Below are 14,584 nucleotides of genomic sequence, written 5' to 3' on the forward strand. Positions count from 1 at the left end.
AATTACTATCTGTTTTAAAACAGATAGTTGTCAATAGTCAGCTATGGGTTGAACCAACTGTTCAGTAATGTGGTGGACGTTCATCGCCCAGAACGACACCACCACCACCTGTTTGATCACGGTGGGCCTCACGCTCCATCAGCATCTGAACACGGCGGGTCAGGATCGCGATCTGGGTCTCTTGCCGCGCCACGACGTCGCTCATTTCCTCGACCGTACGGGTCAGGTGGGCGATCTGTTCCTCAAGCTGTTGCATGGGCGGGGTCCTTTGGGTTGCCGCCCCGTCATACAGGCGCAACGTCACGCTTGCCAGCCCGATATGTCAGGCCCGAAGCTGGACCAAATTGGAGAGAGCGCCATGACCATCACCATCGACAAACGCGACGGCATTACCGTTATCGCCATAAATCGGCCAGAGGCCCGCAATGCGGTGAACCCGGAAACGGCGCGACTGCTGTATCGGGCGTTTCTTGATTTCGAGGCGGAAGGCAGCCAGCAAGTGGCAATTCTAACTGGCACCGATGGGTACTTCTGCGCCGGTTTCGACCTCAAGGCAGCGGGCGCAGGGAACGCGGCAGAATGGATGGCCGAGGTTCAGATCCCCGAGGGTTGGAACGACCCGATGACCCGCCCAATTCCTGGACCAATGGGCCCCTCTCGTCTGATGCTGTCGAAACCGGTGATTGCCGCCATCGAAGGCCCTGCGGTGGCAGGTGGGATGGAGCTTGCCGCGTGGTGCGATATGCGTGTGATGGCGCAAGGCGCAGTGACCGGTGTGTTCTGTCGTCGCTGGGGCGTGCCGTTGATTGATGGCGGTACGGTCCGATTGCCGCGTATTATAGGGCAAGGGCGGGCCAATGACCTGATCCTGACCGGCCGTGAGGTCGATGCGGATGAGGCATTGGCGCTTGGGTTTGCCAATCGGGTCTGCCCGCAAGGCGATGCATTGAACATAGCTCAAGAGATTGCGGCGGACCTGATCCGCTTTCCCCAAGCATGCATGCGGGCCGACCATCTATCGGCGCGCATGACGCCTGCTGATCTGACTGATGCATTGCAACGTGAATGGCAGTCCTTTGCAGCCTTTGCCGCCGAAGGGCAGGCCGGTGCTGCCCGTTTTGCTTCTGGCAAAGGGCGGTCGGGGGACTTTGGCGACATCTGATCCGGTTCAGGGGCGCGCGCTCCAAGCAACATGGCGTTCGGTGTGCGCTGCCGTCACCTTGCCCCTTGGCGGGGCATGGGCTAGACCCCGCGCGACAGTTATGCCCCCTGAGGATACTTCAATGGCAAAGACCAAGAAACAGCCCCGCCCCAAGGCCGCAACGCCAAAAGGGTTCCGCGATTATTTCGGCTCCGAGGTCACGCAGCGCACCCAGATGCTGCAGCAGATTGCCCATGTGTATCATCAATACGGGTTTGACGCGTTGGAAAGCAGTGCCGTTGAGACGGTAGAGGCGCTTGGCAAGTTTCTGCCCGATGTCGACCGCCCGAACGAGGGTGTTTTCGCGTGGCAAGAGTTCGACGAGAAAGATAACGGCGACTGGATGGCGCTGCGCTATGATCTGACCGCGCCCTTGGCCCGCGTCTATGCGCAACACCGCAACGATCTGCCGACGCCTTATCGCCGCTACGCGATGGGTCCGGTCTGGCGCAACGAAAAGCCGGGACCGGGGCGTTATCGCCAGTTCTATCAGTGCGACGCGGACACCGTCGGCACGGCGTCCATGGCGGCGGACGCCGAGATCTGCGCGATGCTTTCCGATACGCTGGAAACCGTCGGCATTCCCCGCGGTGACTATCTGGTTCGTGTCAACAACCGTAAAGTTTTGAATGGGGTGCTCGAAAATGTCATGAGCATGGCTCTGCGGCCTGAAGAAGGTCCCCCTAGCTATTGGGATAATGCGAGTGAAAACGAAGCGAACATCCTTCGCACAATTGATAAATTCGACAAGGTCGGCGAAGATGGCGTTCGCGAATTGCTAGGGAAGGGGCGTCTAGATAGTTCAGGCGCCTTTATCGAAGGCGTTGGCTTGGAGGACTATCAAATCGAACCAGTGATAGGTTTCTTGACGTCGAAGGGCCCCACTTCCGAGGAAACTCTGGCGAACCTAGATTTGACAGTAGGTTCGTCGGAAATTGGTTTTGAAGGAATTCGGGAGCTGCGTCAGATCGTGGATTTGCTCGAGGCGCAAGGCTACGGCCCAGATCGAATCGTAATTGATCCTTCAGTCGTGCGTGGTCTGGGCTACTATACCGGCCCGGTCTATGAGGCTGAGCTGACGTTTGAGATCTTCGACGAAAAGGGCCGCAAGCGGCAGTTTGGTTCTGTTGCTGGTGGCGGTCGCTACGATGATCTGGTGAAACGTTTCACCGGGCAAGAGGTTCCGGCAACCGGTGTGTCCATCGGCGTTGACCGCCTGTTGGCAGCCTTGCGCGAAAAAGGCCGCATTCAGGCACATGAAGCCGGCCCCGTTGTCGTGACCGTCATGGATCGCGACCGCATGGCGGATTATCAGGCGATGGTCGCCGAGCTGCGCAATGCAGGCATCCGGGCAGAGGTTTACCTGGGCAACCCCAAGAACTTCGGCAACCAACTGAAATATGCGGACAAACGCAACTCTCCTATCGCGGTCATCGAAGGTGGCAGCGAGAAAGAAGCGGGTGTTATCCAGATCAAGGACCTGATCCTGGGCGCCAAGATTGCCGAAAGCGCCACGCTGGAGGAATGGAAAGAGCGCCCCAGCCAGTTCGAAGTGCCGCGCGGTGATCTGGTCGCCAAGGTGCGCGAAATTCTGGACGGGCGGGGCTGATCCATGGTCAAACGATCCGACATTCAGGCCCGCGCCGCAATGATGCGAGTGCGGTTCGAAGCGGCGGGCGGCCAGGTGGTCGATCCGCCTTTGTTGCAACCCGCGGGCACATTGCTAGATCTCTACGGCGAAGACATTCGTGCGCGCGCTTACGTCACCACTGACGCTTTGCGCGGCGAACAGATGATGCGCCCGGATTTCACGGTGCCGGTGGTGCAGATGCACATGAGAGATGGGGCAGAGCCCGCGCGCTATACCTACTCGGGCGAGGTGTTTCGCCGGCAGGAGCACGACCCCGACCGGTCCAACGAATATGTGCAGGTCGGGTATGAGGTCTTTGACCGCGATGACCCGGCAGCAGCGGATGCCGAGGTTTTTTCGCTCTTCGCATTGCAACTGCGCGGGCTCAGCTTGCGCGCTGCGACGGGCGATATTGGTATCCTGATCGCGGCCGTGCAAGGCCTGAAAACCACCGAACGCCGCAAGGCGGCGTTGATGCGCCATCTGTGGCGTCCGCGCCGGTTCCGCGCACTGCTAGATCGCTTTGCCGGGCGCACGCCGGTGCCTGCCAGCCGCGAGGCGTTGTTGGCGTCCGAGAACCCCATGGGGTTCGACACGCCGATGATCGGCAAACGCAAGGCGGCCGAGATCGAAGCACGGATCGAAGCGCTGCGCGAAGATGCAGACACGGGCCCGATCTCGGACACAGAAATGGTTGGCCTCGACAGCCTGCTGGCCGTGCGCGAAACGATGCCATTTGCCCTGGAACAGTTGCGAGATGTGGCGGTGGACTTGCCGCAGATTTCACCCGCGCTTGACCGGCTAGAGGCGCGGATCGCGGCGTTGGCGGCGCGGGGCGTCAATGTGCATGATCTGGATTTCGAAGCCGCTTATGGCCGCACCTCGATGGAATATTACGACGGATTTGTCTTTGGCTTTTATGCCGAACGCCGCCCCGATCTGCCCCCTATCGCTACCGGCGGGCGCTATGACGCGCTGACCCGGCAATTGGGCAATGGCACCGAAATTCCCGCTGTAGGAGGTGTGTTGCGTCCTGACCTGATGCTTGAAATCGAGGAGGGTGCGCAATGAGCCTGAAACTCGGTGTGCCGTCCAAGGGGCGGCTGATGGAAAAGACCTTTACCTGGTTCGAAAAGCGCGGCGTCAGCCTGTCGCGCACCGGATCGGATCGCGAATACGCGGGCAAGGTCGATGGGATCGAGAACGTGCAGTTGGTGCTGCTGTCGGCCGGGGAAATCCCGCGCGAGCTGGCCGCCGGGCGTGTTCATCTGGGCGTGACCGGCACCGACCTTGTGCACGAAAAGCTTCCCCGGTGGGAACAACAGGTCGAAGAGATTGCGCCCCTGGGGTTCGGTCAGGCCGATCTGATCATCGCTGTGCCGAACTGCTGGGTCGATGTTGATACGCTTGATGATTTGGACGCGGCAGCGTCAGCCTTTCGCGAGGTGCATGGTCACCGGATGCGGATCGCGACCAAGTATCACCGGCTGGTGCGCGAGTTTCTGACGGACAGCGGCGTGGCGGATTTTGCGCTGGTCGACAGTCAAGGCGCAACCGAGGGAACAGTGGCCAACGAAACAGCCGAGGGCATCGCCGACATCACGTCGACCGGGGAAACCCTGCGGGCCAACCATCTCAAGATCCTGTCAGATGGTTTGATCTTGCGGTCTCAAGCGACGCTTTGGCGGAGCCGCGAAGCGCAGTATTCTGCGCGGGACAAGGCGACGCTGGAAACGCTGTTGGACATGTTCGAAACCGTAAAGTGATCGGCGCTCGGGGTCGTCGTTAGAGCGGCGGCCCGACAAACTCCTGACCATGTACCTTGGCGATCCGTGCCATTTCGTCCGGCGTCAGTGCATCGGCCGTCAAGGCAGCGTGAAAGGCGCGGAACATTGCCTCGACCTGTAAGGCGGGGGAGAAGATGTACCGCAACCGCCCCGGCGTATTGCCTACATTCTTGAACGCATGCACCGTGCCGCGCGGAATAAAGGCCACGTCGCCGGGCGTCATGTGGTGCAGCTTGCCATCAATCTCGACGTCGAATTGCCCTTCGAGAAAGAAGAAGGTCTCGTCCTGGTTCAGGTGGATGTGACGACCGGGGCCGATGCCGGGCTGCACGATGTCCTCGAACACCTCCATAGAACCGCCGGTTTGATCGCCGGTCAGCAGAATGCGCAACGTGATGGCACCGGGAAATTCCAGCGTTTCGGCATCAGAATAGGGTCTCAGGGCTGGGGTCATGGGGCTCTCGTTCTGGCTGTTGTGAACGAGGACTAAGCATAGCGAAAAGGCACGACCTGTCAGGCCCGAAACCCCTGCGTGCGCGCACACGGGCTGTGCGGATCATCTGTTCGCCCGGCCTGTTCATCCGCTGGCTGTTTCGGCGCTTGCAAAGGTTTCGTGATCAGCACCCGGACATTCGCGTGCGTCTGACGACTGAAATTTATGGGGACCGGGGATTTGATGCAGCAGAGCAGGATGTAGAGATCTCGCTAGAGCATTGGCCCGGCCGCCCTGACGATATCAAAGCGCAATTCCTGTTTCCCATGTCGCTGATCCCAGCGTGTGCGCCGTCCCTTCGTGAACAAGGGCCGCTGCCGGTCGAACCTACCTATCTGCGCCGCCACCTGCTGTTGCACGAAAGTGCAAGGCGCGAGGACTGTGCAACCTGGTTGTATGCTTTTGCTGTCGACGGCACCGATGTGCAAACCGGCGAAGTGTTTCCAAATCTCGATATGTCAACCAAGGCGGCTGTTCTGGGCGCCGGTGTGGCTATGGTCGATCCGCTGCTCTGTGCCGAGGAGTTGGAGCGAGGGCTGTTGGTTTGTCCGTTTCCGGATATGGTTTGTGGTACCCAATTTGGCGGCTATCGGTGATTGCGGCACAAGACAAATGGGACAGCCCGCAGGTGCGTGCATTTCGGGCATGGGCAGTTGAAAACGCGGCGAAACCTGTTGGCGGGTGATCAACGTTTCAACTGTCGCCAGTTGATTTCAAAGATTGGCGGAACTCTTGCGGGGATTGGCCAGTCTGTGAGCGGAAAAACCGCGCAAAATGGGATTGATCTGCATAGCCAATGCTATGCCCAACGTCGCCAACGGACAGCGATTCATCTGCCAAGGCCTCGCGTGCGATCTCGATTTTCAACCGTTTGACTTCGCGAGCAGGGGTGGTCTGGTGCAACCGCAATGCGGCCTCAAGCCGACGTTGATCCAAGCCCAGGGCGCGGGACAGATCCTGAGAGGTCAATTTATCCTTCCACAGCAAGGGGCGGGCCGCACTGCGCAGGGCCGCCACGATTGACATGTCGGGCTCGTTTTTCGCAGGGGGCAGGGCCCGCTCTTTGGCGCGCAGCTTTAGCTCGGCATTCAGCCACTCGGACGGAAAAGAAAATGTGAGTGCCGGGTTTTCCGTGCGCGCCAAACGCGCGCCCATAAATCCGCGCGGAACGGCCTCGGGGAAGGCGGTTTCAACCAACACGTCCTGCGGCATCCAGGCCGGTCCCATGGCCGTTTTCAGCAGCCGCAGGTGTAGTGCAATCCCAAACCCGTCGACCTGGCGAGGTGGGTTTTCGGTCCGCACAAGCCGATTGACGCTATAGCTGGCACGATCAGCTTCCACGACCAGCTTATGCCTCACCGAGCTCGATTCCTGTGGCACCTGCATCAGATAGTTGATCAGGAACGCGCCGACTTTGTCCGACGTCCTGGCCGCGGTCGCGATTGGGGGCCAGACACTCAGGTCGAACTGTTGTCCGACCTCACACCCCAGATGCGGAATTTCGGATTGCTCGGCCAAGGTGTTGCACAGGCCGTAGATGATTTCAGCATGCACCGTGGTGTTCGAGTCTCGCAGCATTTGTTTGCTCAGCCCAAGCGTGGTCAGGGCAGGTCTTGGGTCGGTGCCGGTTCGCTCTATGTGTTCAAGAAACGGTTGAACCAGGATCAATCGAATAAAGCCGTCGTGAGTGCTTGGCATGGGGAAAGTCCGTACAAAAGGTATGGGCCACTATCGCACATTCCTGCAGCCTCTTTCGGCCATTTATTCGACTTTTTTGTTCCTAACTGTAAGGGAACTGGCCGACATGACGAATTCATAAGTGTTAATATTTATCCAATTTAATGACTTGGAGGGAATTATGATTCGAAGATTGGCCTTGGCCGCGATGTCCGTCGCGCTCTCGTTTTCCGCTTATTCCGCGCATGCGCAAGACGACGCCCCCGCCCAAACTCTCTTTACCAATGTTCATGTCTTTGACGGCGTGAACGAGTCCCGGATCGAGAACGCTAGCGTTCTGGTCGAAGGCAACCTGATCAAATCCGTTTCAACCGAAGCGATTGACGCACCAAACGCCACCGTGATTGACGGGGGCGGGCGGACGTTGACGCCAGGATTTATCGAAAACCACGCCCACTTGATGTTGCCGGGGCCGACCTTGCCTGCGATGGAGGCTAACGCGACATGGGAAGATTTCGGCATTCACGGAACCCGTATGGCCGAGATGTACTTGATGCAGGGCTTTACGACTGTCCGGGATGCGGGCGGTGCCAATGGCGGCTTGCGCCGCGCCATTGATGCCGGTCAGATTGTTGGGCCACGGTTCTACCCGTCTGGTGCATTCCTTGGCACCCGCGGCGGACATGCCGATTTCGCAAATTTCACTTCGCCAGTCGGTCAGAGCACCAATTTCAGCCGCTTGAACTTGGCACAGGAAGTTGACAGCGTAGCGGATGTGACGAAGTTTGGGCGTAACAACTTCCGCATGGGGGCGACGCAACTGAAGTACATGCAGTCTGGCGGTGTGGTGTCTGCTTTTGATCCCTGGCAACTGCTGGCTGGATCGCCCGAAGAAATCGCCGCAGCCGTGCAGGTGGCCGAATCCTATGGCAGCTATGTCATGGCACATTCCTACCGCAGAGAAGCGATCATTGATGCGCTGAACGCAGGTGTAAAGTCGATTGAGCACGGATTTGCTTTCGATTGCGAAATCGCTGCCCTGATGGAGGAGAAGGGTGCCTTCATCACAACAAACATGACCGCATTTGACCCGAATCTCTTCGATGTTCCGGCTGTGCGCGATGTTCCGGCCAGCCTGCGCAAGGCCGAATCCGCCGTGGCCGCGTTCTCGGGATATCTCGACAATATGCGGGAATGTCCGGTCAAGCGGGGCTGGCAGACCGACTGTGTCGGGTCGGTCGACGCCTGCAACATCCAGATTGCCTATGAAAAACATCTGAACAACGAGTTTTTTGGACCCTACACTTCGATGGTGGCCCTGACATCCGTAGGCGGTGAGATCGCAGCTCTGAGCGGTGCCTTCTCCAATCCCTATCCCGAAGCAAAGCTTGGCGTGATCGAGGAGGGTGCCTATGCGGATGTTTTACTGATCGACGGCAATCCGCTCGAGGACTTCTCTGTTGTCGGCACCGGAGACCAATGGTTTGGCGCTGACCCGCGCCCCGAAAGCCCGGAAACCCTTCGCATCATTATGAAAGATGGCGTGATCTACAAGAACACGCTGAACTGATCCCTTGGGGCGGCGTGGGCGTTTTGGTGCCCGCGTCGTCTTTTCAACAGGATATGAGATATGCGATTTTATCTTTGTCTGTGCGTTTTGATTCTGGGGGCGGTCACGGCCAACGCTGAACGCAGGATACTGGATTGGCCGGACCTGATTGACGAGACCGCTCAACATTATGAAGACCCGTATCGGGATTTGAGTGCTAAACAGCTTAACGCTCTGGTGAATGTGGCGCGTTTGCAGTCGCAGCTGGAGGGGGCACCCAAGGCCGATGAGCGTGAAGCGCTTGCGCAGAGCCTATCTGATGTAAAGGCTGCTTTTGCCGACGATGGTATTGATGCGGATTGGCTTATCGCCCAACGTTGGGTGGTGGCCGAGCGCCGAAAGAATGCGGCTTGGGCCGGGAATCCGGATGTGGACGGGCAGACGGTGACGCTGGGTGGTTATGCCATTCCGGCCCCCGCGGATAAGGACGGGGTTCCGACCGTGTATCTTGTTCCCGAGCGGGGCATGTGCAGCCACATGCCGCCGCCGTCTCCCAACCAGATGGTTCGGGTGCGCCTGAGTGGCGATTGGCGACCTCAGACCATGTATGAGCCGGTGCGTCTGACGGGGAGCATGTCAGTTGTGGCTACAGAACGAGACGTCGTCGTTGTGGACGGGCCCGTGCGCATGCAAGCTGCATTCACGATGGAGGCGACAGCCGTCGAGTCCCTCGCGTTCACGGGGGAGACGTCGACAGGCGGCAACGCCTGGGCCGAGAAGATGGCGCAACAGCTGCGTGGTGTGAAAGGGCAGGGCTTGGATGAAAACTAAGATGTTCACGGCCGCGTTCCTGCTGTTGTGGTTTGCCCTGCCGGGCTTCGCGCAAAGTAGTGGATTGAATGGCCCGTCCTCGGTGGGGGCAGAGTTGGACGGGGATGGCCTAACCGACCCACAGTTCCGCTCAAACTTTCCCAAGAATATTGCGCCGGGTTGGTTTGCCTGGAAAGACAGGCTGGCCGAAAACGGGTTTCGTTTCAGCGTAGACTATCTGACTCTGGGCCAGTCATCGGATTCCAACGTGGGCAACGGTCGTGCAGGTGGCGGCATTGCCCGGTTTTATGGGGCTTGGCAGGCGACGGACAATGGATCGCTGACGTTCAAAGTCGAGAACAGGCACGCATATGGAACGGTTGCGCCGCAATTCCTGGGTCTAAACGGGGGTGCTTTATCGATCACCGGCACGGCCTTTAACGACAATGGTACCATGCTGACGAACCTGTTCTGGACCCAGCGTGCCGCAGATGGCGGCTGGACGCTGCAAGTCGGGCAGATCGATGTCACCGATTTTGTCGATGTCTACGGGTTGGTCAGCCCATATACCGGATTTCAGAACCTGGCATTCAACACCAACCCGGCAATCAACGCACCGAACCCGGGCCTGGGGATTGCTGGGGGTATCAAACTGGGGGCAAACTTTTACGCGGTGGCCAGCGTGGCGGATGCCAATGCCGACCCTTCCAGCCCAGATTTCGACGTCTTTGACCACGGTGACCTCTTCAAGAGCCTCGAGATCGGCTATACGTCAGGCTTTGATCGGATCTATTTCGACAACGTGCACCTGACCCTATGGCATGCAGATGCTGCAGATGATGGCAGCCGAGCCGAGGATTATGGCGCGGCCTTTTCCGCAGCCTGGTTTATCGACAATCAATGGATGCCGTTTGTGCGGGCGGGGTGGGCCAAAGGCACGGCAGCGCTTTACGAGCGGTCGTTTTCGACTGGGATCGGGTATTATGGCCGCAACACGGATCTGGCGGGGCTTGGGTTGAACTGGGCAGAGGCGCGGGGCGTTCCGGGCACGCAGTTCACGACAGAGCTGTTCTACCGGTATTCCATCTCGCCGAATTTCCAGATTACACCTTCGGTGCAGTTCATCAATAATCCCCTGACCTCGGCACAAAGTGGCTTTGCTGTTCTAGGGCTGCGCGCGCGGGTGGTTTTCTGACGCTGTTTGGTGGCAATAATGCGTGTTGAATCAATAGGCTCTCATCCTGACACTGCGATATTAAGAACACGCTCTAACATTCTGTAATTATGCGTCTTCCTTTTGAACGCCCAAATTGTTAACGCTTCCTCAATAAAAAAATAAATAGGCAGGCATACAGGCAGATGAAAACGGGCTTTCGTGGCACGTTCGTCATTTCCTGGTCGCAAACAGATCTCGACGGCCTTGAGGCCGCTCCACTGGACTCGCTTTCGGTGGGCGCAGTCTGGTCGTGGCACGGTGAGGCAGTGCGCGTGGATGGTCCCACGGGTTTGTTGCGATTGGATCATGCGGACGGTGAAGATGCGCTCAGAAAACGGGCCGCGCGTACAGTGCGGCGTCTGGTGGGCGCGGCAGTACAACATAGATCAGATGTGGACGAGATAGAATTCGACGAACCTTTGGCGGATCAGAGTTTTGTCGTCACCAATGGGGCACAGAGTTACACAATCACGGTCATTGATCCCGAAAACGGTGCAGCGCCGCTGTTGATGTTTCTAGATCAGATTCCGCCGCGCAACACAGATTTGTGGGTGGTGCATCATTCCCTTTCACCTTCGGAGCCCGCGCATGCAGATACCAGCGGGCGTGGGGTTATCTGTTTCACGCCTGGCACGCGCATCGCAACGCCCACCGGCCCACGACTGGTCGAGGAGCTGCGCGAAGGCGATAAGGTGCAGACTCGCGATAGTGGTCCGCAGCAGATACAGTGGATCGGCCACCGCCGCATGAGTGGCGCGCGGCTGTTTGTCATGCCAAAGCTGCGCCCGGTTCGGTTGCGGATGGGGGCCTTGGGGATCGACCGTCCCGATGCTGAATTGCTGGTTTCACCCGAACACCGGATGCTGGTCAAAGGGGCGGCGGCGCAGGCGTTGTTCAACACCTCCGAGGTGCTGGTGCCCGCGCGTGAGTTGATCAATGGTTCGACAATCTCTGTTGATCTGACGGTGCGCCAGGTGACCTATATTCACTTGCTGCTACCCAGCCATCAGATCCTTTGGGCTAATGGCGTGGAAACCGAAAGTTTCCACCCGGCGAATGCATCCCTGACCTCACTTACGGACGAGGATAGGGTGCGACTGCTGGGGCAGATGCCGGGTCTTGAGGCGGACCCATATAGTTATGGTGGTTTCGCTCGTCGCAATCTGACGGACACCGAATCCGCGCTCTTGCGGCACGAGGCCGCTTGAGCCCTCAGAAAACTTGCTAACTGTTGTTGACTCTGGAGGCCGCGCAGATATAAGCGCGGCTTCATTGGTGTTGGTGGCCCTCGCAAGGGGATTCCTGTCATGTCTGCAAAGGCAAGAGGACAACGCCCTTTTAACGGCATAACGGCCCATCCGCCAGTTGCCCCTGTTCGAGTTGAAGCGCGATTTCAGCCCGAAAAGTGGGAACCGGTTTTCGGAGCAAGCTGAAATGCCACTCATAAAGGAGATCAGCCGTGACAAAACGCACGTCTGCCAAGTACAAAATTGACCGCCGTATGGGCGAAAACATCTGGGGCCGTCCCAAGTCGCCGGTTAACCGTCGTGAATATGGCCCCGGCCAGCACGGTCAGCGCCGCAAGGGCAAACTGTCCGACTTCGGTATCCAGCTGCGCGCCAAGCAGAAGCTCAAGGGTTACTACGGCGACCTGACCGAAAAGCAATTCCGCCGCATCTATGCCGAAGCTGTTCGTGTGAACGGCGACACTGGTGAAAACCTCATCGGTCTGCTGGAGCGCCGCCTGGACGCGGTTGTTTACCGTGCCAAGTTCGTTGCAACCGTTTTCGCCGCACGTCAGTTCGTAAACCACGGCCACGTCAAAGTGAACGGCAAAAAGGTCAACATCCCCTCCTACCGCGTCAAAGAAGGCGACGTGATCGAGGTTCGCGACAAGTCCAAGCAGTTGGCATTTGTCATGGAAGCTGTTGGTCTGGCCGAGCGTGACGTTCCAGATTACATCGAAACCGACCACTCGAAAATGACCGCCACTTTCGTGCGCACCCCCGGTCTGGGCGACGTGCCGTACCCGGTTCTGATGGAACCGAACCTGGTCGTCGAATTCTACGCGAAGAACTAAGGTTCTTCGCAGTAGTCAGAGTTTTGAAAGAGCCGCTCCGATTGGGGCGGTTCTTTTCATTTATTCGGTCGATTTTGGGGGCTCTGCCCCCGTCGCTGTGCTCCTCCCCCGGGATATTTTGAGCAAAAAGAAGAGGAGGGTCAGAGCGGGAGAGGGCGGCTTTCGGCAATGGCTTCCATCGCGAAATACGACGTTACGCTGTCCAGTTCGACCTTTTCGATCAAGCGCTGATAGACCTGATCATAAGACGTCATATCCTCGGTCACGACCTTGAGCTGATAGTCGTAGTCGCCCCCGATGCGGTGGAAATCGACCACTTCGGGGATGGTCAGGACGTGGCTGCGAAAGGCCTGTAGCCATTCAGACGAATGATGGCGGGTGCGCAGCATCACAAAGACCACCAGGTTCAGGCCCAGTTGTTGCCGGTCGATCCGCGCGGTAGAGCCTTGCAACACGCCGCTGTCGTTCAGCGCTTTCAGGCGCCGCCAGCAGGCGTTTTGAGACAGGCCGACGCGGTCGGCCAGTTCCCGTTGAGACAGGTTACCGTCTTTTTGCAGTTCGCGCAGCAAGCTGATGTCGATCTGATCGAGTATTTTCTTCATTCTAAATCATATGACCCAAAAATCCTGAACAACAAGCAAAATCTGGGTAAGTTTCTTCACTTCGACAATATCACATTGGTCCATGTAATAGGAGCCAATGCCATGACCCTGACCCATTTTCGCGAAACCATCGAAGCCTCCACTCACGACAACATCCTCGCGGATGGGCTGATCGGAGAGAATGTTCTGATTCCGGGTCTGCATGGGGACGTGCCGCTTGTTTACGCGGATTACGTCGCCTCGGGGCGGGCATTGAAACAGGTCGAGGAGTATGTGGCGACACATATCCTGCCGTTCTACGCCAACAGCCACACCGAGGCCTCTTATTGCGGTTCCTACATGACTCGGTTGCGTCGTGACGCGCGCGCCGAGATTGCCCGCCTGGGGGGCGCTACAGAAAAGGACGCGGTTATTTTCACCGGGTCCGGCGCAACGGCGGGTCTCAACCGGCTAGTCAACTTGATGGGAGTTGAGCAGGCTGACCGGCCGGTTGTACTGATTGGGCCGTATGAGCATCACTCTAACATTCTGCCCTGGCGCGAGAGCAAGGCTCAGGTGATCGAGATCCCCGAAGGGATCACAGGCGGCCCGGATCTCGCAGCGCTTGAGGCGGCACTGATCGAACACAAAGCGGCGGATCTGGTCATTGGCAGCTTTTCGGCCGCATCGAACGTGACCGGCATCATCACCGATCCCGACCCCGTAACCAGGTTGCTCAAGCGTTATGGCGCCTTGTCGGTTTGGGATTATGCAGGTGGCGGGCCGTATTTGCCTATGACAATGGGGCAGGGCGCGGTGCGCAAGGATGCTATCGTCGTCTCGCCTCACAAATTCCCCGGCGGTCCGGGGGCATCCGGCGTGTTGATCGTGAATAAGGCTGCTGTCAAACGAGATTGCCCCAGTTGGCCGGGCGGTGGGACTGTTTCTTTTGTCTCGCCTTGGGGGCACGATTATTCGGATGATCTTGCCGTGCGTGAAGAGGCCGGGACGCCCAACGTCATCGGAGACATCCGCGCAGCGCTGGCCTTTATCGTCAAAGATGTTGTGGGTGCTGACGAGATCGCAGCGCGTGAAGCGAAATACAACAAGATGGCTTTGGACGGCTGGGCCGACAACCCGCATCTGACGCTGCTGGGAACCGACGTCGGGCATCGCCTGCCGATCTTTTCCTTCCTTGTGCAGGATAAATCCGGCGCGCCGGTGCATCAGCAGCTATTCACCAGGATGCTCAGCGACATCTACGGCATTCAGGCCCGTGGCGGCTGTGCCTGTGCCGGGCCTTATGCGCACCGTCTGTTGGGCATCGACCATGAGATGTCGATGGCGCTGCATGCTGACCTTGAAGCCGGTCGCGAGTTGCAAAAGCCGGGCTGGGTGCGCTTAAACTTCTCTTATCTGATGGATGAAGGAACAGCTCAGTTCATCATCGACAGCGTCAACGATCTGTCGCGCCGAACCGAAGAATACGCGCCGTTCTACAACGTTGATCCCACCACCGCGCGGTTCAAGGCAGCGTGAGGGTTTTGGCGCTTTTCTACA

The 14,584-nt window shown here is 58.3% G+C and carries 15 protein-coding genes; 11 read left to right on the top strand and 4 right to left on the bottom strand.

Features of this window, described 5'->3' with window-relative positions; translation table 11 throughout:
* Positions 1-61: 61 nt before the first annotated feature.
* A complete protein-coding gene (locus G6R15_RS04185) occupies positions 62-256 on the bottom strand; it encodes a SlyX family protein (protein ID WP_164658516.1) in 195 nt (64 codons plus the stop codon).
* A 102-nt stretch (positions 257-358) separates the two neighbouring features.
* Between G6R15_RS04185 and G6R15_RS04190 the strand changes: the two genes are divergently transcribed.
* The 4 genes from G6R15_RS04190 (at position 359) to hisG (ending at position 4,597) form a co-directional block, all read left to right on the top strand.
* Entirely contained in the window at positions 359-1,162 is an 804-nt protein-coding gene (locus G6R15_RS04190; RefSeq protein ID WP_164658517.1) for a crotonase/enoyl-CoA hydratase family protein, read from the top strand.
* A 121-nt stretch (positions 1,163-1,283) separates the two neighbouring features.
* Entirely contained in the window at positions 1,284-2,810 is a 1,527-nt protein-coding gene (gene hisS, locus G6R15_RS04195) for a histidine--tRNA ligase (protein WP_164658518.1), read from the top strand.
* A 3-nt stretch (positions 2,811-2,813) separates the two neighbouring features.
* A complete protein-coding gene (locus G6R15_RS04200) occupies positions 2,814-3,902 on the top strand; it encodes an ATP phosphoribosyltransferase regulatory subunit (protein WP_164658519.1) in 1,089 nt (362 codons plus the stop codon).
* On the top strand, positions 3,899-4,597 hold the full coding sequence (hisG, locus tag G6R15_RS04205) for an ATP phosphoribosyltransferase (RefSeq protein ID WP_164658520.1): 699 nt from the start codon (positions 3,899-3,901) through the stop codon (positions 4,595-4,597). The genes G6R15_RS04200 and hisG overlap by 4 nt, the downstream gene beginning before the upstream one ends.
* 19 nt (positions 4,598-4,616) lie before the next feature.
* Here the strand turns inward: hisG and G6R15_RS04210 are convergent, their stop codons facing one another.
* Positions 4,617-5,072: a cupin domain-containing protein gene (locus G6R15_RS04210; protein ID WP_164658521.1), complete on the bottom strand. Its 456-nt coding sequence runs from the start codon at positions 5,070-5,072 to the stop codon at positions 4,617-4,619.
* 95 nt (positions 5,073-5,167) lie between these two features.
* On the opposite strand from G6R15_RS04210, the gene G6R15_RS04215 reads away from it, so the two are divergent.
* Positions 5,168-5,707 carry a LysR substrate-binding domain-containing protein gene (locus G6R15_RS04215; protein WP_164658522.1) on the top strand — a complete coding sequence of 180 codons (540 nt, stop codon included), beginning with the start codon at positions 5,168-5,170 and terminating at the stop codon, positions 5,705-5,707.
* Positions 5,708-5,804: 97 nt separating this feature from the next.
* Here the strand turns inward: G6R15_RS04215 and G6R15_RS04220 are convergent, their stop codons facing one another.
* On the bottom strand, positions 5,805-6,809 hold the full coding sequence (locus G6R15_RS04220) for an AraC family transcriptional regulator (protein WP_164658523.1): 1,005 nt from the start codon (positions 6,807-6,809) through the stop codon (positions 5,805-5,807).
* Between the two features lie 160 nt (positions 6,810-6,969).
* Here G6R15_RS04220 and G6R15_RS04225 point away from each other — a divergent pair, with 160 nt between their 5' ends.
* The 5 genes from G6R15_RS04225 to rpsD all read left to right on the top strand — a co-directional run bounded on the left by G6R15_RS04225 (position 6,970) and on the right by rpsD (position 12,443).
* Complete coding sequence (locus tag G6R15_RS04225; RefSeq protein ID WP_164658524.1) at positions 6,970-8,358, top strand: amidohydrolase family protein; 1,389 nt, start codon at positions 6,970-6,972, stop codon at positions 8,356-8,358.
* 60 nt (positions 8,359-8,418) lie between these two features.
* On the top strand, positions 8,419-9,168 hold the full coding sequence (locus tag G6R15_RS04230; RefSeq protein WP_164658525.1) for a DUF3299 domain-containing protein: 750 nt from the start codon (positions 8,419-8,421) through the stop codon (positions 9,166-9,168).
* Positions 9,158-10,342 carry a carbohydrate porin gene (locus G6R15_RS04235; protein WP_164658526.1) on the top strand — a complete coding sequence of 395 codons (1,185 nt, stop codon included), beginning with the start codon at positions 9,158-9,160 and terminating at the stop codon, positions 10,340-10,342. Before G6R15_RS04230 ends, G6R15_RS04235 begins: the two co-directional genes overlap by 11 nt.
* Positions 10,343-10,506: 164 nt before the next feature.
* Complete coding sequence (locus G6R15_RS04240) at positions 10,507-11,571, top strand: Hint domain-containing protein (protein ID WP_164658527.1); 1,065 nt, start codon at positions 10,507-10,509, stop codon at positions 11,569-11,571.
* A 251-nt stretch (positions 11,572-11,822) separates the two neighbouring features.
* The gene (gene rpsD, locus G6R15_RS04245) at positions 11,823-12,443 is read left to right on the top strand and encodes a 30S ribosomal protein S4 (protein WP_164658528.1); all 621 of its coding nucleotides are present in this window, start codon (positions 11,823-11,825) and stop codon (positions 12,441-12,443) included.
* Between the two features lie 140 nt (positions 12,444-12,583).
* On the opposite strand, the gene G6R15_RS04250 is transcribed toward rpsD, so the two are convergent.
* A complete protein-coding gene (locus G6R15_RS04250; protein WP_164658529.1) occupies positions 12,584-13,045 on the bottom strand; it encodes an Lrp/AsnC family transcriptional regulator in 462 nt (153 codons plus the stop codon).
* Positions 13,046-13,147: 102 nt separating this feature from the next.
* Here G6R15_RS04250 and G6R15_RS04255 point away from each other — a divergent pair, with 102 nt between their 5' ends.
* A complete protein-coding gene (locus tag G6R15_RS04255) occupies positions 13,148-14,563 on the top strand; it encodes an aminotransferase class V-fold PLP-dependent enzyme (protein WP_164658530.1) in 1,416 nt (471 codons plus the stop codon).
* Positions 14,564-14,584 lie beyond the last annotated feature (21 nt).

The organism is Tropicibacter sp. Alg240-R139 (assembly GCF_900537075.1).
GTDB lineage: Bacteria > Pseudomonadota > Alphaproteobacteria > Rhodobacterales > Rhodobacteraceae > Falsiruegeria.